Annotated in this window: 19 protein-coding genes; 6 read left to right on the top strand and 13 right to left on the bottom strand. The window is 67.1% G+C overall.

Annotated elements, in window-relative coordinates; genetic code table 11:
- The first annotated feature begins 1 nt into the window (after position 1).
- The gene (locus IB275_RS12210; protein WP_192295187.1) at positions 2-1,765 is read left to right on the top strand and encodes a GMC family oxidoreductase; all 1,764 of its coding nucleotides are present in this window, start codon (positions 2-4) and stop codon (positions 1,763-1,765) included.
- Positions 1,762-2,988 carry a c-type cytochrome gene (locus IB275_RS12205; protein ID WP_192295186.1) on the top strand — a complete coding sequence of 409 codons (1,227 nt, stop codon included), beginning with the start codon at positions 1,762-1,764 and terminating at the stop codon, positions 2,986-2,988. The genes IB275_RS12210 and IB275_RS12205 overlap by 4 nt, the downstream gene beginning before the upstream one ends.
- 150 nt (positions 2,989-3,138) lie before the next feature.
- Here the strand turns inward: IB275_RS12205 and IB275_RS12200 are convergent, their stop codons facing one another.
- Positions 3,139-3,459, bottom strand: coding sequence for a DUF2025 family protein (locus tag IB275_RS12200; RefSeq protein ID WP_081516762.1), 321 nt, complete (start codon positions 3,457-3,459; stop codon positions 3,139-3,141).
- 297 nt (positions 3,460-3,756) lie between these two features.
- On the opposite strand from IB275_RS12200, the gene sfnG reads away from it, so the two are divergent.
- Complete coding sequence (gene sfnG, locus IB275_RS12195) at positions 3,757-4,851, top strand: dimethylsulfone monooxygenase SfnG (protein ID WP_192295185.1); 1,095 nt, start codon at positions 3,757-3,759, stop codon at positions 4,849-4,851.
- A 178-nt stretch (positions 4,852-5,029) separates the two neighbouring features.
- Here the strand turns inward: sfnG and ubiM are convergent, their stop codons facing one another.
- The 8 genes from ubiM to IB275_RS12155 form a co-directional block, all read right to left on the bottom strand.
- Positions 5,030-6,202, bottom strand: coding sequence for a 5-demethoxyubiquinol-8 5-hydroxylase UbiM (ubiM, locus tag IB275_RS12190; RefSeq protein WP_192295184.1), 1,173 nt, complete (start codon positions 6,200-6,202; stop codon positions 5,030-5,032).
- 124 nt (positions 6,203-6,326) lie between these two features.
- Entirely contained in the window at positions 6,327-7,445 is a 1,119-nt protein-coding gene (locus IB275_RS12185) for a sigma-54 interaction domain-containing protein (RefSeq protein ID WP_045207883.1), read from the bottom strand.
- A complete protein-coding gene (locus tag IB275_RS12180) occupies positions 7,442-8,626 on the bottom strand; it encodes an acyl-CoA dehydrogenase family protein (protein ID WP_192295183.1) in 1,185 nt (394 codons plus the stop codon). Before IB275_RS12180 ends, IB275_RS12185 begins: the two co-directional genes overlap by 4 nt.
- 71 nt (positions 8,627-8,697) lie before the next feature.
- Positions 8,698-9,843: an FMNH2-dependent alkanesulfonate monooxygenase gene (gene ssuD, locus IB275_RS12175; protein ID WP_151186711.1), complete on the bottom strand. Its 1,146-nt coding sequence runs from the start codon at positions 9,841-9,843 to the stop codon at positions 8,698-8,700.
- Positions 9,844-9,853: 10 nt separating this feature from the next.
- Positions 9,854-10,411 (bottom strand): FMN reductase, encoded by a 558-nt coding sequence (gene msuE / locus IB275_RS12170; protein ID WP_192295182.1) that lies wholly within the window; start codon positions 10,409-10,411, stop codon positions 9,854-9,856.
- A 187-nt stretch (positions 10,412-10,598) separates the two neighbouring features.
- A complete protein-coding gene (locus IB275_RS12165) occupies positions 10,599-11,714 on the bottom strand; it encodes a saccharopine dehydrogenase family protein (protein ID WP_192295181.1) in 1,116 nt (371 codons plus the stop codon).
- A gap of 49 nt (positions 11,715-11,763) precedes the next feature.
- Entirely contained in the window at positions 11,764-12,165 is a 402-nt protein-coding gene (locus IB275_RS12160) for a GFA family protein (RefSeq protein WP_192295180.1), read from the bottom strand.
- 254 nt (positions 12,166-12,419) lie between these two features.
- Positions 12,420-13,556: an ATP-NAD kinase family protein gene (locus tag IB275_RS12155; RefSeq protein WP_192295179.1), complete on the bottom strand. Its 1,137-nt coding sequence runs from the start codon at positions 13,554-13,556 to the stop codon at positions 12,420-12,422.
- 247 nt (positions 13,557-13,803) lie between these two features.
- Here IB275_RS12155 and IB275_RS12150 point away from each other — a divergent pair, with 247 nt between their 5' ends.
- A complete protein-coding gene (locus tag IB275_RS12150) occupies positions 13,804-13,986 on the top strand; it encodes a PA1571 family protein (RefSeq protein ID WP_192295178.1) in 183 nt (60 codons plus the stop codon).
- Between the two features lie 21 nt (positions 13,987-14,007).
- Here the strand turns inward: IB275_RS12150 and pdxB are convergent, their stop codons facing one another.
- Positions 14,008-15,156 (bottom strand): 4-phosphoerythronate dehydrogenase PdxB, encoded by a 1,149-nt coding sequence (pdxB, locus tag IB275_RS12145; protein ID WP_192295177.1) that lies wholly within the window; start codon positions 15,154-15,156, stop codon positions 14,008-14,010.
- Between the two features lie 143 nt (positions 15,157-15,299).
- Between pdxB and IB275_RS12140 the strand changes: the two genes are divergently transcribed.
- Complete coding sequence (locus IB275_RS12140) at positions 15,300-16,703, top strand: MATE family efflux transporter (protein ID WP_192295176.1); 1,404 nt, start codon at positions 15,300-15,302, stop codon at positions 16,701-16,703.
- 143 nt (positions 16,704-16,846) lie between these two features.
- Here IB275_RS12140 and rhtA read toward each other — a convergent pair whose 3' ends face one another.
- On the bottom strand, positions 16,847-17,722 hold the full coding sequence (rhtA, locus tag IB275_RS12135; protein ID WP_192295175.1) for a threonine/homoserine exporter RhtA: 876 nt from the start codon (positions 17,720-17,722) through the stop codon (positions 16,847-16,849).
- Between the two features lie 52 nt (positions 17,723-17,774).
- Here rhtA and IB275_RS12130 point away from each other — a divergent pair, with 52 nt between their 5' ends.
- A complete protein-coding gene (locus tag IB275_RS12130; RefSeq protein ID WP_081516749.1) occupies positions 17,775-18,377 on the top strand; it encodes a helix-turn-helix domain-containing protein in 603 nt (200 codons plus the stop codon).
- A 97-nt stretch (positions 18,378-18,474) separates the two neighbouring features.
- Here IB275_RS12130 and phnX read toward each other — a convergent pair whose 3' ends face one another.
- Both phnX and IB275_RS12120 read right to left on the bottom strand, forming a co-directional pair.
- On the bottom strand, positions 18,475-19,302 hold the full coding sequence (gene phnX / locus IB275_RS12125) for a phosphonoacetaldehyde hydrolase (protein ID WP_192295174.1): 828 nt from the start codon (positions 19,300-19,302) through the stop codon (positions 18,475-18,477).
- A gap of 32 nt (positions 19,303-19,334) precedes the next feature.
- A complete protein-coding gene (locus IB275_RS12120; protein WP_192295173.1) occupies positions 19,335-20,450 on the bottom strand; it encodes a 2-aminoethylphosphonate--pyruvate transaminase in 1,116 nt (371 codons plus the stop codon).
- Positions 20,451-20,518 lie beyond the last annotated feature (68 nt).

Below are 20,518 nucleotides of genomic sequence, written 5' to 3'. Positions count from 1 at the left end.
CATGGCCAAGAAACTACCTTCCACCGATGTGGTGGTCGTCGGACTCGGCTGGGCCGGTTCCATCATCGCCCACGAGCTGGCTGACGCCGGGCTGAATGTGATCGGCTTCGAACGCGGGCCGTGGCGCGACACCGCCGCCGACTTCAACCTCGCTTCGGCGGCTGACGAACTGCGCTACAACCGTCGCCAGGAACTGATGCTGCGCACCCGGCAGAACACCTGCACCATGCGCAACAAGGAAACGGAAACCGCCCTGCCGATGCGCTCCTGGGGCTCGTTCCACCCCGGCAACGGCACCGGCGGCGCCGGCAACCACTGGGCCGGCATCACCTTCCGCTTCCAGCCCGAGGAATTCCGCCTGGCCAGTCATCTGAAGGAGCGCTACGGCAAGGAAGTGCCCGAAGAGCTGACCCTGCAGGACTGGGGCACCACCTGGGAGGAAATGGAACCGCACTACGACGCCTTCGAGCGGCTGGCCGGGGTTTCCGGCAAGGCCGGCAACCTCAAGGGCAGCATCGTCGAGGGCGGCAACCCCTTCGAGGGTGCGCGCTCGCGCGAATACCCCAACCCGCCCACCGCGCAGACCTACGCCCCGACCCTGTTCGCCGAGGCCGCGCGCAACCTGGGCTACAAGCCCTTCCCGGTGCCCTCGGCGCTGGCCTCCCAGGGCTACACCAACCAGCTCGGCGTGACCATGGGGCCGTGCACCTTCTGCGGCTTCTGCACCAACTACGGCTGCGCCAACTACTCCAAGGCCAGCGCCATCGTCAACGTGATGCCGGCGCTGATCCGCAAACCCAATTTCACCGCACGGACCAATTCCGAAGTGCTCAAGGTCAGCCTGGACAGCACCGGCCAGCGCGCCACCGGTATCGTCTACGTCGACTCCAGCGGCGAGGAATGGGAGCAGCCGGCGGATATCGTGGTGGTCGCCGCGTTCATCTTCGAGAATGTGCGCCTGATGCTGCTCTCCGGCATCGGTGAGCCGTACAACCCGATCGCCAACACTGGCACCACCGGGCGCAACTTCGCCTACCAGACGGCCAACAGCGTGAAGCTGTTCTTCAAGGACAGGAACTTCAATCCCTTTATCGGTGGCGGCGCCATCGGCATGGGCATCGACGAGTTCAACAACGACAACTTCGATCACTCCGGGCTCGGCTTCGTCGGCGGTGGCAGCACCCGCGTGACGCCCATCGGTGCCGCCCCCATCGACTCGCGCCCGACACCGCCGGGCACCCCGACCTGGGGCGCGCAGTGGAAGAAGGCCACGGTGGAAAGCTACCTGAGCAACATGTCCATCGGCTGCGAAGCCAGCAGCTACACCACCCGCGGCAACTACCTGTCGCTGGACCCGAACTACAACGACCCCCACGGCCGGCCGCTGCTGCGCATCACCTTCGACTTCCCCGAGAACGACCTGCGCATGGCGCAGTACTGCACCGACAAGGTGGCCGAGATCGCCCGCAGCATGAACCCGCAGCAGATCGTCCCGGCGCCGCGCAAGGGCCCCTGGTCCAACACCTCCTACCAGTCCTCGCACATCGTCGGCGGCTTCATCATGGGCGCCGACCCGAAGAACAGCTCGGTGAACAAGCACCTGCAGGTGTGGGGCGTGCCCAACCTGTTCGTGGTCGGCTCTTCGGCCTTCCCGCAGAACCCCGGCTACAACCCCACCGGCACCGTCGGCGCCCTGGCCTTCAAGACCGCCGATGCGATCCGCCGGCTGTACCTGAAACGCCCCGGGGAGATGATCAGCGCATGAAGACTCTTCTCTCCCTCGGCACCCTCGCCCTGCTCGGGCTCAACCTGCAGCCGGCCTTCGCCGGAACGGCTGCTGACTCCTACAACCTGGTGGAAAAAGGCCGCTACCTCGCCGTGCTGGGCGACTGCACCGCCTGCCACACGGTGCCCGGCCAGGCCCCCTTCGCCGGTGGCGTGGCGATCGAGACGCCGTTCGGCAAGCTGGTGGGCGCCAATATCACGCCCGATACGGAAACCGGCCTCGGTCGCTGGAGCTTTGACGACTTCCAGGCGGTGATGTCCACCGGCCATGGGCGCAACGGCAAGCGGCTGTACGGCGCGATGCCCTTCACTGCGTACACCAAGGTGCGGCGGGAGGACAACCTGGCGCTCTGGGCCTACCTGCAGACCCTGGAGCCGGTACGCAACCCGGTGGAAAGCAACCAGTTGCCCTTCCCCTTCAGCGTGCGCACCAGCCTGATCGGCTGGAACTGGCTGAACTTCACCCAGGGCGAATTCGTGCCCTCGCCGGACAAATCGCCGCAGTGGAACCGTGGCGCTTACCTGGTGGAAGGCCTGGGCCACTGCGGTACCTGCCACACGCCGAAGAACCTGATCGGCGGCGACGACAACGAGCGCTTCCTCGCCGGCGCCAACCTGCAGGGCTGGGCCGCCCCGGACATCACCGCCAACCCGCACAGCGGCATCGGCCAGTGGAGCACCGAGGACCTCGTGCAATACCTGAAGACCGGCGCCAACCGCTTCGACATCGCCTCCGGCCCCATGGCCGAAGCGGTGGAGAACTCGACCCAGCACTGGGACGATGAAGACCTGCTGGCCGTGGCGGTATACCTCAAGGATGGCGCGGCCGATAAACCGGCACCGACACCGGTGGCGGCCAGCGACGCGGCGATGGTCGCGGGAAAGGCGATCTACGCCGACCGCTGCTCCGCCTGCCACGTGAGCAACGGTACCGGGGTGAAGAACCTGTTCCCGACCCTCGCCGCCGCACCGCTGGTCAACAACGACGACCCGACCTCGCTGATCCGCGTGGTACTGGCCGGCAGCCGGGCCGGTGGCACCGAGGCTGCGCCCACCTCGCCAGCCATGCCTTCGTTCGCCTGGAACCTCGACGACGAGAAGGTCGCCAACGTGCTGACCTACGTGCGCAATACCTGGGGCAACGCAGCGGCGCCGGTCACCGCCGGCCAGGTGGCGGACCTGCGCAAGGAGCTGGCCCAGTAGCGTCCGGCAAGACGCCAGAGCGGACGCCGTCCGCTCTGGCTGGTCCCGATATCCCGGTTTCTGCAGGAGCGGGCCCGCGAACCCCTCCCCGGCTTCGCGCTGCACGGCGCTTCCCCGCCCCTGCGAACGCCCGGCGCGCGGGCGTGGTGATCACTTCAGGCAACGCTCGGCGGCGATCTCCGGCAGGTCGGTGCGACGCAGGTAGGTCAGCAGCGCCTCGTTGAGGTTCAGGCGGTCGTGGATGTTCTGCTCGGCGAGAATCTGCAGGCACTCGCGGCTCAGGGTCATCACCACGCCGTTCTTCGGTGCCCAGACGAACTCGCAGGCGGGGCGGATGCTGTCCTCGGCCACGTCCATGCCGAAAGAATCCTCGCTGAAACGCACGATGTACTTGCCGGTCTTGAGATTGAAGCCGACGAAGCCAGACAGCCCGTCGGCGGCGTTGCAGATATCGCTGGAAGTAATGGCCATGCTGCCCCCTGGATTTGTTCTGTTATGGATTCGCACGCAGGAGGTCCCCGCTTCTGTGAGCAGGTGAACTTCGAATTCTGACAGCCTTGCCGGCGCCTGCTCAGGGGCCGGTTGTCGCACCCGTCGCTGTTGCCTGACCAACACTTGCCCAGCAGCTGTGCGCCGTGCGGAACACCCGCCGCTGTCCTGGCCAAACGCCAAGCTGCTGATCCGCCGGGAATTTCCCGCGTGGCACGGCTTTCGCTCTGCACAGCCTGCGGCACCTTCGCCGCTGTGCAGCCCCGAGGAGCCCGAGCCATGAGCCAACAACCGATCCGCTTCGCCTACTGGGTCCCGAACGTCAGTGGAGGCCTGGTGGTCAGCAAGATCGAGCAGCGCACCCACTGGGACATCGACTACAACCGCCAGCTCGCGCGCATCGCCGAGGAGGCCGGGTTCGACTACGCGCTGACGCAGATCCGCTTCACCGCCGGCTACGGCGCCGAGTACCAGCACGAGTCGGTAGCCTTCAGCCACGCCCTGCTGGGCGCTACGGAAAAGCTCAAGGTGATCGCCGCCATCCTCCCCGGCCCGTGGACGCCCGCGCTGGCGGCCAAGCAACTGGCGACCATCGACCAGCTCACCGCTGGACGCATCGCAGTGAACATCGTCAGCGGCTGGTTCAAGGGAGAGTTCCAGGCCATCGGCGAACCCTGGCTGGAGCATGACGAGCGCTACCGCCGCTCGGAGGAATTTATCCGCGCCCTGAAGGGCATCTGGACCCAGGTCAACTTCAGCTTCCACGGCGACTTCTACCGCTTCCACGACTACAACCTGAAGCCCCGGCCACTGCAGCGCCCGCACCCGGAAATCTTCCAGGGCGGCAGCTCACGGGCCGCGCGCGACATGGCTTCACGAGTCTCCGACTGGTACTTCACCAACGGCAACAGCGTGGAAGGGATCAAGGCACAGGTGGACGACATCCGCGAAAAGGCCGCGGCCAACGGACACGCGGTGAAGATCGGGGTGAACGCCTTCGTCATCGCCCGCGATACCGAGGAGGAAGCCCGCGCAGTGCTCGCCGAGATCATCGACAAGGCCGACCCTGAAGCGGTGAACGCCTTCGGCCACGCTGCCAAGCAAGCCGGCGCTGCCTCGCCGGAGGGCGAAGGCAACTGGGCGAAATCCAGCTTCGAGGACCTGGTGCAGTACAACGATGGCTTCAAGACCAACCTGATCGGCACGCCACAGCAGATCGCCGAACGCATCGTCGCGCTCAAGGCGGTGGGTGTGGACCTGGTGTTGACGGGCTTCCTGCACTTCCAGGAAGAAGTGCGCTACTTCGGCGAGAAGGTGCTGCCACTGGTGCGCGAACTGGAACGTAAGAAGGCACGGCAGACCGAGGCGGCCTGAGACGTCAGGTGCCCAGTCGTTCGCGAGCAAGAACTAGGCGTCCCCCTCGGTCCTACGAAAAGCGCACCGAGCGGCTCGGCGATTGTAGGAGCGAGCTTGCTCGCGAACGCTTTTACGTCAGCCCTGTAGGGCGGATAACGCCTACGGCGTTATCCGCCCTACAGGCAAGCACCTACGTTCAGGCCCCCTGAGTCAGATGTCTGGCTATCGCAGTGCGCAGCGGCGGCAGGCTCTGCGCCAGGCGCAGGCCGGCGTTGCGCAGCAGGCGCACCGGCGGGCGCGGATCGGTGTACATGCCGACGATCAGCCGGGTGGCCTGGTACAGCGGCCAGGTCGCCAGGCGATGAGCCATGGCGTAACGGCGCAGCGGCCAGGTGCCGCCGATATCGCCGCCACGGCGATGGGTCGCGAGGATTTCATTGGCCAGCCGGCGCTGGCTCTGCAGGCCGAAGTTGAAGCCGTGGGCGGTGACCGGGTGCATGCCGACGGCAGCATCGCCGATCAGCGCGCTGCGCGGGCCGACGAAGCGGTCCGAGTACACGCCCACCAGCGGGTAGCTGTGGCGCGGGCCGAGCAGCTGCATGCCGCCCAGGCGGCGGTCGAAGCGGCGCTCCATCTCGTGGGCAAAGGCCTTCTCGTCCAGTTCCAGCAGCGGCGTCATCTCGCGCTGCGGCAGAGTCAGGACCACCGAAGAACGGTCGCCGTTGATCGGCAGCAACGCCAGGGTCTGGCCGTAGCCGAACCATTCCCAGGCGACGTTGTGATGCGGTTTTTCGTGGGCCATGCGGCAGACCATCATGGTCTTGCCGAAGTCTTCCATGTGCGCGCCGATGCCGAGCATGCGGCGGGTCTCGGAGAAGCGGCTGTCGGCCGCCACCAGCAGGCGCGCGTGGACGCGGCTGTCATCGTCCAGGGTCAGCGACACACCATCCTGCTGCACCTGCAGCGTGCGCAGAGCACGACCACAGACCAGCGAGACGTCCGCGCATTCGTGCACCGCGTCGAAGGCGGCGCGGCGGATCATCTGGTTGGACACGAAGTAGCCCAGCTGCTGGGCGCCGGCGTGCTCGGCCTCGATGCGCAGGGTGAACAGCGAGGGGCCATTGAGCACCTGGGCATCGCGCAGTGGCGAGACTTCCTCCGGGTCGATCCGCGACCACATGCCCAGCCGCTGCAGCTCGGCGCGGGAAGCGTGGGTCAGGGCGATCTCCCGGCCGTCCTCGGCGGGCTCGGACACAGCAGACAGTGGCTGGCGGTCGATCAGCAGGATCGACAGGCCGTTGCCCGACAGCGAGCGGGCCAGGCAAAGCCCGGCGGGGCCGGCGCCGACGATGGCGATGTCCACGTGCATGGGAGACTCCTTTCGCGAGGGATGGGCGGTCCCGGAGTCTAGGCTGGCCACTGGCCCGTTTCGTTGCCGTGGATCAGTGGCCCGCGGCGAATACCTCCAAATAGACGGGCCCGATCAGAGCGGGCTAGATCGACAGCCGCACGCCCCGCTGCGGGTCGATCACCGCCGCGCCTCGGCGCTTGTTCACTACCAGCTCGCCGATCTCGATCAGCCGAGTGCGCGTGACGTTGCGGCTCAGGCCGAGCAGGTTGGCGGTGTGTACCTGATTGCAGTGGCAGAAACGATAGGCCGCGCGCAGCAGCGCGTCTTCCACCCGCGCGTGCAGGTTGCCGCCCTGCTCCTCGAACAGCCGTTGGAACGCCTGCTGGAGAATCTGCTCGGCGCCGAGGGACTCCAGCCGTGGCTCCTCGCTGCGTTCGATACGCAGGTTGGAGAGGTGCAGGTCCTCCGCGCGGACCACGCCGTCGCGGCAGATCAGCAGCGTGTGGTGGATGACGTTTTCCAGCTCGCGGATATTGCCCGGCCACGAGTAGCTGCGCAGCTTCTGCGCGGCCTCGGCGCTCAGCTGGCTCTGCCCGTAGCCCAAGCGGCGGCTGTATTCGGCGATGAAGTGGCGGGTCAGCGGGAGAATGTCGCCGGGCCGCTCGCGCAGCGGCGACAGCTCCAGGCTGACCACGTTGAGCCGGTAGTAGAGGTCCTCGCGGAAGTGCCCGGCGTTGATCGCTTTCTCCAACTGCACGTTGGTGGCCGCCAGCACTCGCACGTTGATCGGGATGCTCTTGCGCGAGCCCAGGCGTACCACCTCGCGCTCCTGTAGCACGCGCAGCAGCTTGACCTGGATCGGCATCGGCAGGTCGCCGATCTCGTCGAGGAACAGCGTGCCGCCGTTAGCCTCCTCGAACCAGCCGGCCTTGGCCGCCAGCGCGCCGGTGAAGGCACCCTTCTCGTGGCCGAACAGCTCGGCCTCCACCAGGGATTCGGAGAAGGCCCCGCAGTTCACCGCCACGAACGGACCGCCGCGCCGCGCACTGAGGTTGTGGATGTGCCGCGCCACCAGCTCCTTGCCGGTGCCGGTCTCGCCGATGATCAGCACGCTGGCCTCGCTGGGCGCAACCTGCTGCAAGTGGTCGAGCAGCGCCTGGGACTTCGGGTCCTCGAAGACCTGTGCCGTGGCGCGGATGGAGGTGGCCAGCGCGGGGGATTTGGGCAGGGTCAGCAGACCCTCGGGTGTGGTCGCGTTCATGAGTAGAAAGTCGGTTGCGGCAGTTGCTGATTCAGCGCCCAGTCGCCCAGCTCGCGGACCTTGTAGTCCACTGGGTCGTGCAGGGTCTGGGTGCGCAGGTTGCGCCAGTAGCGGTCGATGCGCAGCGCGGCGTGGGTGGAGCGCGCGCCGGTGACTTCGAACAGGCGGTTGCAGATTTCCAGGCCGTTGCGGGTCGCCGCCACCTTGGCGGTAGCGATGGCCACGGCCAGCCGGCCACGCTCCTCGGCGTCCAGCGCGGCGCCCTTGTTCCAGGCTTCGTCGAGCAGTTGTGCGGCACGGCGCACCAGCAGGCGGGTGCTTTCCAGGCCGACCCAGAACTCGCCGTAGTGCGCGAGCACGTAAGGGTCCTCACCCACCGTGGGGACGCTGGCGCGGAACCACGGGCGGGCTTCCTTGAGCGTGTACTGCCGCGCTTCCTCGAACGCGCCTTCGGCGATGCCGAGGAAGATGTGGCTGAAGATCAGCTGGGCGATCAACGGACGCAGGCAGGCGAAGGGTGTGCTCAGCGGGCCCGGATCGAGCAGCAGCTCGCTCTCCTCCACCCGCACGCGCTCGAAGGTAGCGCTGCCGCTGTCGGTCTGGCGCTGGCCCATGTTGTCCCAGTCGTGGGCCAGGCTGATGCCGCTGCGCGCGGTGGGGATGGCGGCGATCAGCAGCTTGCCGCCCTCGCCGTCCAGCGCCGAGGCGATGAGCATCTGCGAATCCAGCGCGCCGGAGCAGAAGCTCTTGCGCCCGGAAAATTCGCGCCAGCCGGCGAAGCTGCGCGACACGGTGCGGGTGTCCAGCGGGTTCAGTGCGTTGCCCCAGAACCATTGATTGCGCGCGGTCAGCTCGAACCACGGCTGCCACTGCTCGGGGCGGGAAAACAGGCGCACGGTGGCCAGCATCAGGTGCTGGAAACCGAACACGTGGGCGATGGAGCTGTCGGCCACGGCGAACTGGCGGACGATGTCCAGCGTGGTGCTCCAGTCGGCGCCCAGGCCGCCGTATTCGGCAGGGATGATCAGCGACAGCAGGCCGCTCTGGCGCAGCGCGTCGCGTTCGGCCTTCGGCGTGCCGCCGCGGATGTCGCGCTCGGCGGCGGTTTCGGCGAAACCGGCGGCCAGGCGCTGGGCAATCTGCCCGGGTGTCAGTGCGTCGAGATGCGTCTTGGCATTCACGCTCTCTTCCTCTTGAGTCTGTTCAGGGCAAGCCGGACCTGTGCCCGGCAAGTCGGGGGCGGAGAGCCGGCTCAGCCGGCCTTGCGTCCGGGCAGCACATCGTTGGCGATCATTTCGCCGAAGGGCCCGGTGAGGTTGGTCACGCCGCGTCCGGCAAGGCTTGCATAGGGCTCGGGCAGCAACGGGAAGACCAGCTCGGCGAAGCGATAGGCCTCTTCCAGGTGCGGGTAGCCGGAGAAGATGAAGCTGTCGATCCCCAGGTCCGCGTACTCCCTGATGCGCTCGGCGACCTGCTGCGGGTCACCCACCAGCGCGGTGCCGGCGCCGCCACGAACCAGGCCGACGCCGGCCCAGAGGTTGGGGTAGATCTCCAACTGGTCGCGCCGCCCGCCGTGCAGCGCAGCCATGCGCCGCTGGCCTTCGGAGTCGAAGCGGGCGAAGGATTTCTGCGCATTGGTGATGGTCTCGTCGGAGATGTTGGCGATCAGCCTGTCGGCGGCCTGCCAGGCTTCCTCGGCGGTCTCGCGGACGATCACGTGCAGGCGAATGCCGAACTTCACGCTGCGCCCCTGCTTCGCGGCCTTCTCGCGCACGTCAGCGATCTTCTGCGCGACCGCTTGCGGTGGCTCGCCCCAGGTCAGGTAGACGTCCACCTGCTCGGCGGCCAGGTCGTGGGCCTCGGCCGAGGATCCGCCGAAGTACAGCGGCGGGTAAGGCTTCTGGATCGGCGGATAGAGCGCCTTGGCGTTCTCTACCTGCAGGTGCTTGCCGGCGAAGTCCACCGATTCGCCCTGCAGCACACGGCGCCAGATGCGCAGGAATTCGTCGGTGACTTCGTAGCGCTCGGCGTGGCTGAGGTGAATGCCGTCGCCACGGTTTTCATCCGGGTCGCCGCCGGTGACCACGTTGATCAGCAGGCGCCCGCCGGAGAGGCGATCCAGGGTCGCGGCCATCCGCGCGGACACGGTCGGCGAGATGATCCCCGGACGGATCGCCACCAGGTAGCGCAGGCGCTCGGTGAGCGGCGCCAGGGCTGAGGCCACCACCCAGGAATCCTCGCAGGAGCGCCCGGTGGGAATCAGTACGCCGTAGTAGCCCAGGGAATCGGCGGCCTGGGCGATCTGCTTGAGGTACGGCAACGACACCGGGCGCGCGCCTTCGCTGGTGCCGAGGAAGTGGCCGTCGCCGTGGGTGGGCAGGAACCAGAACACATTCATCGAAGGCTCCTCAGGCGGTCTTGCGCAGTTGCGGACGGGCGAACAGCGGCGCGGCGCGCTCGGCGGCCAGCTGGATGCGGGCGCGCAGGGTGTCACTGGTGATCTGGTAGTTGGCGAAATCCGCTTCGCTGGCGTACACGCCAATCGGCAGCGTGATCGACTGGAAGAAGCTGAACAGCGGGCGCAGCTGGTGGTCGAGGACCAGCGCGTGGCGCTCGCTGCCACCGGTGGCGGCGAGCAGCACCGGGGTGTCGATCAGGGCGTTCATGTCCACCAGGTCGAACAGGTGCTTGAGCAGGCCGGGATAGGAGCCGCGGTAGACCGGCGAGGCCACCACCAGCAGGTCGGCGGTCTCGATCTCGCGCAGGGTGGCCTCCAGCTCTGCGGAAAGCTCCTGGCGCGACAACGCGGCACCCAGCGGGCGGGCGATGTCGGCCAGTTCGATGATTCGGGCTTCTACCGGAAGCTGCTCGCCGAGTGCGTCGAGCACGGCCTGGGTGAGCACCAGGGTGCGCGAGGGGCGATAGGTGCCGCCGGAGACGGCGACCACTCTTATGGGGCTGGTCATGGGTTTTCCCTGTTGACTGTTGCGCTAGGTACAGAAGCCTTGAGCAAGGGCCGTACCAACCCCCGAAAGGGCCGTAACAACAAGGAAATGTATGATTTTCGGGCACTTCAGCCGGTTCTGCCGGGTGTTTCGTGTCACTCAGGCAACAGCACTGCTGATCGAGTGTTGCCTGAGAAACAGCCTGCCATCAGTGCGCCGGCAGCTCGCGCAGGCCGTGGGAGATGTTCAGCCCTTCGAGTTCGGCCACGTACTCATCCGTGGTGAGCAGGCCGATACAGGGCGTCGCGCCGCGCTGGCGCAATTGCCCGGCGGCCAGCTTGCGTGCCAGCGCTACCGCCGCCATGCAGGGGATGTTCGGGCCGTGGTCCTGCTGCGCGAGAATTTCCCAGCAAAGCGCCAGGGGTTTGCCGTCGCCATCGACGCCCTGCAGGTGGACGAACATGCCGCTGCGCCCGTCGCCCAATGGCTCCATCGCCACAGCCAGACGATGCAGGCCGGCGCCCAGGCGCGCGGCGTCCTTCACCAGCCCGGCGCGCACCAGCCACGACAGGCCCCAGGTGCCGAACTGGGTGAGCTTCAGGCCGAGGCCGGCGGAGAAACGCACGTCCTGCACGCCGGGGTAGCGCTGCGGGAACAGGTCGAGGTCCGGCACATCACAGTGGGCCAGCCAGCGCTGTCCCAGGGGTGCGGGAAAGCGGTGGCGATTGAGTCCCTGCCAGCCGTGCACGTCCTGCCAGCGCCCCTGGCGCCACTGGCGCAAAGGCTTGCCGCAGTAGCCCAGCACTGCGGAGACCGTGGCCTGGCCGGGAATCTTCGCCGAGGAGCTGATGCCGTGGTGGATGCTGTCCAGGCGCTGGAAGCGTGGCAGCAGCTCGTCGATCACCGAGGCAGCCAGCGCAGGCACCGAGCTTGCGCCGCTGCACACCAGCACCCCGGCGCTGCGCGCGGCGCGGTCGAGTTCGTGGATGCCGCAGACGAACTGCCGGGCGTCGGCCAGGTCGATGTAATGCGCACGGGCGCCGATGGCGGCGCGGGCGACGCGGTAGTCCTGCCCCTGGAACGGCCCGGCGGTGGAAATCACCAGGTCGACCTTCAGTTCATTGAGGCGGCCGGCCAGTGTCGGCTGGTTCATGTCCAGGCACACCGCCTCGCCGCCCACCTGCGCGGCCAGTTCATTGGCGCGACGCTGGTCGCGCCCGCCCACCAGCACGCGGATGCCCTCAATGCCGCTGAGGCGACGCACGATCAGGCTGCCGAAGTTGCCGTAACCGCCCAGCACCAGCACGCGAAATTTTCGTTCCATTGACACTGACCCTGTTGCTCCCTGACTGCTGCTGGAGATGCCAGCTCCTTCATCCCGGTTTGGCGCCCCCATGGTGGGGCAGATTGTCCTCCAGCGGCCACCAACTGGCGCGGGAATCGACGTAGTAATGTGCTTCGAGCTTTGTCCGCACGGGCTCGTCCAGGGTTCCCGCACGCACCCGCAGGGTATCCGGCAGCGCATCGCGGGCGCTGTAGATCGGCGAGCCGCAGGTGCGGCAGAACACGCGCTTCTTCTCCGGCGTGGCGCGGTATTCGGCCAGCTCCGACTCGCCGCTGAGCAGACGAAACGCCGCACTCGCCACCGGGACATTGGTGGCGAACGGCCCGCCCTGCGCCTTGCGGCACTGGCTGCAATGGCAGACCTGGATTGGCGCCAGCTCGCCGCTGATCTCGTAGCGCACCGCGCCGCACAGACAACCGCCCGAATTCATGCCCAGCCCCTTCTTCCGGTTTCGCGGAGCGAAGCAGTCTAGATCAGGCTCGGTTACCTGCACCACCGTGCGTGGGAGCAACTGTCTTCCCCTGGGGATGTCCGTGCCTGCATTTCCCCTCACCCCAACCCTCTCCCGGAGGGAGAGGGAGCCGTCCGTGCCAGCTGAAACCAAGGTCTCTCCCTGCACCGAACGGTCCCCTCTCCCCCTGGGAGAGGGTTAGGGTGAGGGCGAACCCGAGCGTCGGACTTTCACTAACGGGGCAGTTCTTCGCTGCCCCAGCCCAGCGGATAGAGCAGTTCTTCCTTGTAGCCGGCCCACACCCGCACCGCCGCCGGGAAGCTCGCGTCCAGCCCGGCGTCACCACTGTCCACCAGCAGCGGCCGGCCCTCGAGTGTGCCGAGCTTGCGCTTGGTGGCAATCACCCGCAGTCGCTCGATTCCGATGGCGCGCAGCACGCGCGGGCTGATCTGCTGGTTGCCACGGCCGAGGATGTGCCCCTGCCCACCGATGGCGGTCACCAGCAGGAAGGCCGGGTGCCCGTCCACCAGTTCGAACAGCTGCGCCTCAGTGACATCGCGGGCGATCACTTCGCCGTTCTCGATCACATCCACGCCCAGCAGCGTGGTCTCCAGGTGCAGGTCGGCGGCCAGCCCGTGCAATGTCGAGCCAGGGCCGAAGACGTAACGCACATCGTCCTCCCAGCTGTCCTCCAGCCAGGCGGCAAGATCGGCAAGCACCAGCTCCTCGGTTTCCATGCCGGCCTGCTTCACGTGCTGCATGAAGTGGCCTTCCTCGGGCACCGTCAGTTCGGCGTACCAGCGCGCGGCGACGCGACCTTCGCGCAGCGCGGCCTCGTCGAGATCGCGCACTTCACCCTGGGTCAGGCGCACCAGCCCACCGTCCACCAGCCGCCGCGCCAGTTCCCCGGCGGCGCGCGGGCTGATGGTGTAGACCCCGGAGTGGATCTTCACTCCGGCAGGAATGCCCAGCACCGGCTGGCCTTCGCGGGCCACCTCGGCCACATCCCGCGCGGTGCCGTCGCCACCGGCAAAGAGAATCAGCGCTACGCCGGCTTCCTGCAGCGCCTGCACGGCGTGACGGGTATCCGCCGCGCTGCTCTGCTGCTCTTCCAGGGCACCCGCCAGGCGATAGGCAAAGCCCATGTCCGCCAGCAGGTCGGCGCCCATCGGGCCGGGGAAGGTGAGGAATTCCAGGCGCTCGCGCACCGGCAGCAGGTGCTCCAGGGCAACCCGCGTACGCTCCGCCGCCCGTGGTTCGGCGCCGCGCGCCAGGGCCAGCGCGGCCACGCCATCGCTGCCCTTGAGCGCGGTCGGGCCGCCGATACCGGCCAGCGGATTGATGATCAGCCCTATGCGAATCCTGTCCATACTCAACCTCGAGGGAAACTTCTTCGAACCACCGGCGCAACGCCGGGTCGGACCAGGGAAGCGGTAACTCCACTCACTATAACGACAAGCAAACGACCGGGGACCTCGCGATTGGCACGCAATCTGCAAGTCATCCGGTCGTCTGTCTTCGGTGACGGATATTCGGCGCAGCCCTGCGCGCCTCTGTCACCGGGGTTTCATCTGATCTGCCTAGACTGCAACGAACCTGATGTAGAGGAGATTGGCCATGAGCCTGCAAACCCACCAGCAATCCGCACCCCGCCCCACTCCGCGCCAACCGCAGCAGCCAGTCGGCGGTTCGATCATCGATGCCCAGGGCCGCGAAGTGCCGATTACCGAAGACATGATCCAGCGCGCCTGCCAGGAACTGGACAAGACCTGCGAGCCGCCACGCCGCCAAGCGGAATAAAGGCGCGGCGGCGCGTCCGCCCTACTCCCCGACCCGGTTGGCCCCCAGCGCGGTCAGCAGGCTTTCCAGGCGCGGCGAATCGCCCTGGATGTCTACCCACAACCCGGTGATTTCCCGGCGCGGCGGGTAGTGCTTGCGCAGCGCGTCGAAAGCCGCGCGCCGGGTCTGGGTGTCTCCGATCAGACTGCGACGGAAATTGGCGTCATCGCTGCGCGGGTCGTACACCGCGCGGCAGAGCATCGCCAGCGCCCAGTCCGGATCGCATTCCTCTTTCAGACTCAGTTCTGCCAGCCATTGCGCCGGCAGCAGGTCGTCGAGGTCGACGGCCGGCTCGCAACGCTGCCAGGCGCAGAACGCCTCGTAGATCTGCGCCGTGCCACGCAACTTGCCATCCAGGCTGTAGCCGGCGATGTGTGGGGTGGCGATACGGCAGTGATGGGCCAGTTGCACGTTCACTTCCGGCTCGCCTTCCCAGACGTCCAGCGCCACGTCGATATCCGCGCCGGACTCCAGGTGGATGCGCAGCGCCGTGTTGTCGACCACACCGCCCCGGCTGGCATTGATCAGCCAGGCGCCGGGGCGCAATGCCTTGAGGCGCTGCGCGTCGATCAGGTGGCGCGTCGGGTTTTCGCCTTCGCGGGTCAGCGGCGTGTGCAGGCTGATCACGTCGCACTCGCGCAGCACTTCTTCCAGACTGCGGAAATCACCCCCTTCGGCGGCGGCGCGCGGCGGGTCGCAGACGCGCACGTCCCAACCCAGCCCGCGCAGCACATCCACCAGGCGACCACCCACCTGCCCCGCGCCGATCACGCCATAGCGGCGTTCGGATAACTTGGCGCCATGCACTTCGGCCAGCGCCAGCAGGCTGCCCAGCACCCAGTCCACCACGCCGCGGGCGTTGCAACCCGGCGCGCTGGACCAGGCGATGCCAGCCTCGGCGAAGTACTCGAGGTCCAGGTGATCGGTGCCGATGGTGCAGGTGCCGACGAACTTCACCTGGCTGCCCTGGAGCAGCTCACGGCTGACGTCCGTCACCGAGCGCACCAGTAATACTTCGGCATCGCCCAGGGCCGCGCGGTCGATCCCGCGTCCGGGCAGGCGACGGATGTCGCCATGGGCGCCGAAGAAGGCTTCGACCAGGGGAATGTTTTCATCGGCAAGGATACGCATGGGCTGACTCCATAAATCGACACCGGCTACTTTACCAGCGCCGTTGCGCGCGGTCCCGCGCCACACACGCCAGGCTTTGCTGCCCGGGCGGACAGCCCTTAAACTGGTCGGCTTCCCGCCCATTTCTTCTGCCAAGGAAAGCCGTGACCAGCCTCACCCAGCCTGTCTCCCGCGGACGGCGCACCGCCACCGAACTCAAGGAACTGCTGACCCTCGCAGCGCCCATCATGATCGCCCAGCTGGCGACCACCGCCATGGGCTTCGTCGATGCGGTGATGGCCGGCAGCGTGGGGCCGCGCGACCTGGCCGCGGTGGCGCTGGGCAACTCGATCTGGATTCCGATCTTCCTGCTGATGACCGGCACCCTGCTCGCCACCACCGCCAAGGTGGCGCAGCGCTACGGCGCGGGCGACCAGGCCGGCACCGGCCCGCTGGTGCGCCAGGCGCTGTGGCTGGCACTGCTGGTCGGCCCGCTGGCGGGGGCGACGCTGTGGCTGCTCTCCGAGCCGGTGCTGCGGGCGATGAAGGTCGAGGAAGCGCTGATCGAACCCAGCTGCTTCTACCTGCGCGGCATCGCCTGCGGCCTGCCGGCGGTGGCGCTGTATCACGTGCTGCGCTGCTTCAGCGATGGCCTGGGGCGCACCCGGCCAAGCATGGTGCTGGGCATCTGCGGGCTGATGCTGAACATCCCGATCAACTACGTGCTGATCTACGGCCACCTCGGTTTCCCGGCGCTGGGCGGCCCCGGCTGCGGTTGGGCCACCGGCTCGGTCATGTGGTTCATGCTGCTGGGCATGCTGGTCTGGGTGAACTGGGCCAAGGTCTACAAACCGAGCCAGCTGTTCAGCCACTGGGAGCTGCCGAAGCCGCAGGTGATCGGCAGCCTCGTAGGGGTCGGCCTGCCCATCGGCATCGCGGTGTTCGCCGAGTCCAGCATCTTCTCGGTGATCGCCCTGCTGATCGGCGAACTCGGCGAGAAAGTGGTGGCGGGCCACCAGGTGGCACTGAACTTCAGCGCACTGGTGTTCATGATCCCCTACTCGCTGGCCATGGCGGTGACCGTCCGCGTGGGGCAGTCGCTCGGTGCCGGTGCGCCGCGCGATGCTCGTTTCGCTGCCGGCGTGGGCATGGGCGCGGCACTGGCGTACGCCTGCATTTCCGCCAGCGGCATGCTGCTGATGCGTGAGCACATCGCCGGGCTCTATACGCAGGACCCGGATGTCCTGGCGCTGGCCGCCACGCTGCTGGTGTTCTCGGCGCTGTTCCAGTTCTCCGACGCCGTACAGGTCACCGCCGCCGGCGCCCTGCGCGGCTACCAGGACACCCGCGCGACCATGATCATGACCCTGTTCGCCTACTGGGGCATCGGCCTGCCGGTGGGCTACAGCCTCGGCCTCGCCCACTGGCTGCAGGAGCCCACCGGCCCGCGCGGCCTTTGGGAGGGCCTGATCGTCGGTCTGACCTGCGCCGCGGTAATGCTGTGCATCCGCCTTTCGCGCAGCGCCAAGCGGCAGATCGTGCTGAACGAGATGCGCACGGCGGGCTGATCGCCCACAACGCAGAAAGCCGCCCGAGGGCGGCTTTTTTATTTGGGAGTCGTGCAGGAAAAACACTGCGTAGGATGGCGCTCCACCCATCCTACAAAAGCAAAAAGCCGCCCAAGGGCGGCTTCTTCGTAGCGCAGGGAGGATCAGTCGGTAACCAGCGCCGGCTTCGGCCGGCTGCTCAGCGTCGTGCCCACCGAGGCGACGATGATCGCGCCGATGGCGATCCACTGGTGCGAAGTCAGCTGCTCGCCCAGGAACACCAGACCGGACAGCGCGCCGAAGGCCGGCTCGATACTCATCAGGGTGCCGAAAGTCCGCGCCGGCAGGCGAGTCAGCGCCACCATCTCCAGGGTGTAGGGCAAGGCGCTGGAGAGGATCGCCACGCCCAGCAACGCCGGGAACAGGCTGATGTCGAACAGCGCCATGCCGCTGTGCGCAAGGCCGATGGGCGCTACGCAGATCGCCGCGATGCTGATGCCCAGCGCAGCGCCCTGTGCGCCCAGGTCATTACCGGCGCGCTGGCCGAAGATGATGTAGAGCCCCCAGCAGACGCCCGCCCCCAGCGCCAGCGCGGCGCCCTTGGGGTCGATGCCGTGGCCGAAGTCGGCGATCGGCAGAAGCAGGCCGAGGCCGACCACGGCAATGGCGATCCACAGGAAGTCGATCGGCTTGCGCGAATAGAACAGCGCGACTGCCAGCGGCCCGGTGAACTCCAGCGCCACGGCAACGCCCAGCGGAATGGTCTGCAGCGCCATGTAGAAGGTCAGGTTCATCAGGCCCAGCGTCACGCCGTAGATGAACAGCGGCTTGAGCGGCTTGCCGCGCAGCGAGGCGCGCCACGGGCGGAGGATCGCCAGCAGGAGGATGGCCGCGAAGATCAGGCGCATGGAGGTCACGCCTTCGGCGCCGAGCACCGGGAACAGGCTCTTGGCGACCGATGCGCCGGTCTGGATCGAGGCCATGGACACGATCAGGATGAGAATGGGGAAGGCAGTGGAAATAAAGCGAGAGCGAGGCATGATGCGGACCTGAACAGGCGTTGCAACGGTTGGGATTTCTTGGTTGACTGTTATGCGCAACATAATGCGCAAAAAGGCCAGAATGAGCAATATACTGCCCACTCCTTCCGAACGTCCCAGCGTGCTGGTGCATGTCGCCGATAACGTGAAGACGCACCGCCGCAATGCCGGCTTTAGCCAGGACGCACTGGCCAAGGCCTCGGGCGTCAGCCGGCGGATGCTGGTCGGCATCGAGAGCGGCGACACCAACGTCAGCCTCGCCACCCTCGACCGCATCGCCGCCGCTTTGACAGTCACCTTCGCCGACCTGGTTCGCCCGCCGTCCACCGGCGGCCTGTCCCGCGTCGACGCCGTCGCCTGGGGCGGCCAACAGGCCGACAGCCGCGGTACCCTCCTCGCCAGCACCCCCGCCACCCGCCAGGCCGAACTCTGGCACTGGACGCTCGCCCCCGGCGACCGCTACAACGCCGAGCCCGATGCCGAAGGCTGGTACGACATGGCCTATGTCATCGAAGGCCGGTTGACCATCGTCCTTGCCGAGGAAACGGTGGAGGTCGACGCCGGCGGTTTCCACGTATTCAAGAGCAACCAGCCGTTTTCCTATCAGAACCATGGGGATGTGCTGGTGCGGTTTGTGCGGAACGTTGTGAACTGATTACGGCTGACAGACGCGCCTGTCGGCGCTGATCGCGGGCACGCCCCCCATGAGAAAGGCCCGCACTAAGCGGGCCTTTCTCACATCAGATCAAATCTCAGCAGGCCTGCGGCATCTCACCCCGCGCCAGGCGTGCATTGATTTCGGCAATCACCGCTGGCAGTTCGGCGATGGTGTCGATCAGGTAGTGCGGGCGCGAGCCTTCGAACATCTGGCCGATGCGGCGACGTTCCTGCTCCAGCTTCTCCGCCGGCAGCGCCTTGTACTGCTCATAGGTCAGCCCCAGGGCGTTGCCCGAGCAGGTCAGCGCCACGGTCCACATGCCGGCGCTGCGGCCTTCGAGGATGCCCGGCCAGGTGTCGTCGACCTTCACGCAGGCCGCCACGTCGTTGATGCCCAGGGCAATCACGTTGGCCAGCGCCTGTGCCGGGTGCGGGCGGCCGTTGGGCACTTCATCGGTAGCGACCACGTGGTCGGCGACGTAGCCGTTGGTCTTCGCCAGGGCAACGACCTTCTCCATCACCACCGCCGGGTAGCCGGAGCAGGAGCCGATCTTCAGCCCTTGCTTGCGCAGTGCGGCGATGGCGTCCAGCGCGCCGGGAATCAGCGCCGAGTGCTCGGCGATCTTCTCGATCTGCAGCGGCATGAAGCGCTCGTAGATGGCGGTGACGTCATCGTCACTCGGTACGCGGCCGAACCTGGCCTTGTAACGTTCGGCGATGGCCGGAATGTCGCACAGGGTGCGGATGTGGTCCCACTTGCCCATGCCCATCGGGCCGCGGGCCTCTTCCAGGCTGACCTGGACGCCGAACTCGGCGAAGGCCTCGACGAAGATCTGCGTCGGTGCAAAGGAGCCGAAGTCGACCACGGTGCCGGCCCAGTCGAGGATGACGGCTTGCAGTTGCTTGGGTTGCTGGTAATTCATGGCGTTCAATCCTGTGAGAATTCGGGCGGGCGTCAGATTTCGAAGACTTCCATTTCCTTCAGCGTCTCGGCGATGGCTGCGACGGCGGCGCGCATGCCGCTGGCGTCGACCTGGCCGATGCAACCGACACGGAAGGTTTCCACCTGGGTCAACTTGCCCGGGTAGAGGATGAAGCCCTTCTCGCGCACCCGGTTGTAGAACTCGGTGAAGGTGTAGCGGGCGTCACTCGGCGCATGGAAGGTGACGATGATCGGCGCCTGGATCTCGGCCGGCAGGAAGCTGCGGAACCCCAGCTCGGCCATCTCCGCCAGCAGAGTCTGGCAATTGTTTGCGTAACGCTGATGACGGGCCGCGAGACCGCCCTCTTCCTCGTACTGGCTCAGCGCTTCGTGCAGCGCGGCCACCACGTGGGTCGGCGGGGTGAAGCGCCACTGGCCGGTCTTGGCCATGTAGGCGTGCTGGTCCTGCAGGTCCATGGACAGCGAGTGACAATTGCCGGCGCTGGCGTTCAGGGCGGTGCTGCGGGCGAAGACGAAGCCCATGCCCGGTACGCCTTCCAGGCATTTGCCGGAAGCGGCGATCAGCGCATCGAAGGGGATGTGGCGGGCGTCGATGTCCAGCGCGCCGAAGGAACTCATGGCATCGATGATCAGGCGCTTGCCGTGGGATTCGATGACCCTGGCGATCTCGGCCAGCGGGTTGAGGATGCCGGTGCTGGTTTCGCAGTGGATCAGGGCAACGTGGGTGAGGCTCGGGTCTGCGCTGAGCAGGCGGTCCACGTCGGCGGCGGTGGTCGGCACGTCTTCTTCGGTTTCGAAGGTGCTGAACTCGCGGCCGATCACCTGGCAGATCTTTGCCAGACGCTTGCCGTAGGCGCCGTTGATCAGTACCAGCACCTTGCCATCACGCGGTACCAGGGTGCCGATGGCGGCTTCGACGGAGAAGGTGCCGCTGCCCTGCAGGGGCACGCAGGTGTGGCTCGCCTCGCCGTGGATGATCGCCAGCAGGCGCTTGCAGACGTCGGCGGTCAGGTCGTTGAAGTCGCGGTCCCACGACCCCCAGTCGACCATCATGGCGCGACGGGTGCGGGGGGACGTGGTCAGCGGACCGGGAGTCAGCAGGATGGGGGCTCGCTCGGCAGTGCTCATGCTCGATTCCTCTTTCTTGGGAACGTCGTCAGGGCTGAATTCGGTTGGGCCGGGGCGGGATCGCGGCG

This window comes from Pseudomonas sp. PDM21, assembly GCF_014852505.2.
Classification (GTDB): Bacteria; Pseudomonadota; Gammaproteobacteria; order Pseudomonadales; family Pseudomonadaceae; genus Pseudomonas.
Note: the sequence above shows the minus strand (reverse complement) of the source record. Positions and strands in the feature narration are given on the sequence as shown.

Bases quoted from the DNA above. Each gene is read 5' to 3' on its own strand.
- ubiM (WP_192295184.1), bottom strand. From the start codon at position 6,202: ATGCACGTGGACATCGCCATCGTCGGCGCCGGCCCCGCCGGGCTTTGC.
- IB275_RS12205 (WP_192295186.1), top strand. From the start codon at position 1,762: ATGAAGACTCTTCTCTCCCTCGGCACCCTCGCCCTGCTCGGGCTCAAC.
- rhtA (WP_192295175.1), bottom strand. From the start codon at position 17,722: ATGCCTCGCTCTCGCTTTATTTCCACTGCCTTCCCCATTCTCATCCTG.
- IB275_RS12165 (WP_192295181.1), bottom strand. From the start codon at position 11,714: ATGGAACGAAAATTTCGCGTGCTGGTGCTGGGCGGTTACGGCAACTTC.
- sfnG (WP_192295185.1), top strand. From the start codon at position 3,757: ATGAGCCAACAACCGATCCGCTTCGCCTACTGGGTCCCGAACGTCAGT.
- IB275_RS12155 (WP_192295179.1), bottom strand. From the start codon at position 13,556: ATGGACAGGATTCGCATAGGGCTGATCATCAATCCGCTGGCCGGTATC.
- IB275_RS12160 (WP_192295180.1), bottom strand. From the start codon at position 12,165: ATGAATTCGGGCGGTTGTCTGTGCGGCGCGGTGCGCTACGAGATCAGC.
- msuE (WP_192295182.1), bottom strand. From the start codon at position 10,411: ATGACCAGCCCCATAAGAGTGGTCGCCGTCTCCGGCGGCACCTATCGC.
- IB275_RS12200 (WP_081516762.1), bottom strand. From the start codon at position 3,459: ATGGCCATTACTTCCAGCGATATCTGCAACGCCGCCGACGGGCTGTCT.
- phnX (WP_192295174.1), bottom strand. From the start codon at position 19,302: ATGAATTACCAGCAACCCAAGCAACTGCAAGCCGTCATCCTCGACTGG.
- IB275_RS12185 (WP_045207883.1), bottom strand. From the start codon at position 7,445: ATGAACGCGACCACACCCGAGGGTCTGCTGACCCTGCCCAAATCCCCC.
- IB275_RS12120 (WP_192295173.1), bottom strand. From the start codon at position 20,450: ATGAGCACTGCCGAGCGAGCCCCCATCCTGCTGACTCCCGGTCCGCTG.
- pdxB (WP_192295177.1), bottom strand. From the start codon at position 15,156: ATGCGTATCCTTGCCGATGAAAACATTCCCCTGGTCGAAGCCTTCTTC.
- ssuD (WP_151186711.1), bottom strand. From the start codon at position 9,843: ATGAATGTGTTCTGGTTCCTGCCCACCCACGGCGACGGCCACTTCCTC.
- IB275_RS12150 (WP_192295178.1), top strand. From the start codon at position 13,804: ATGAGCCTGCAAACCCACCAGCAATCCGCACCCCGCCCCACTCCGCGC.
- IB275_RS12130 (WP_081516749.1), top strand. From the start codon at position 17,775: ATGCGCAACATAATGCGCAAAAAGGCCAGAATGAGCAATATACTGCCC.
- IB275_RS12210 (WP_192295187.1), top strand. From the start codon at position 2: ATGGCCAAGAAACTACCTTCCACCGATGTGGTGGTCGTCGGACTCGGC.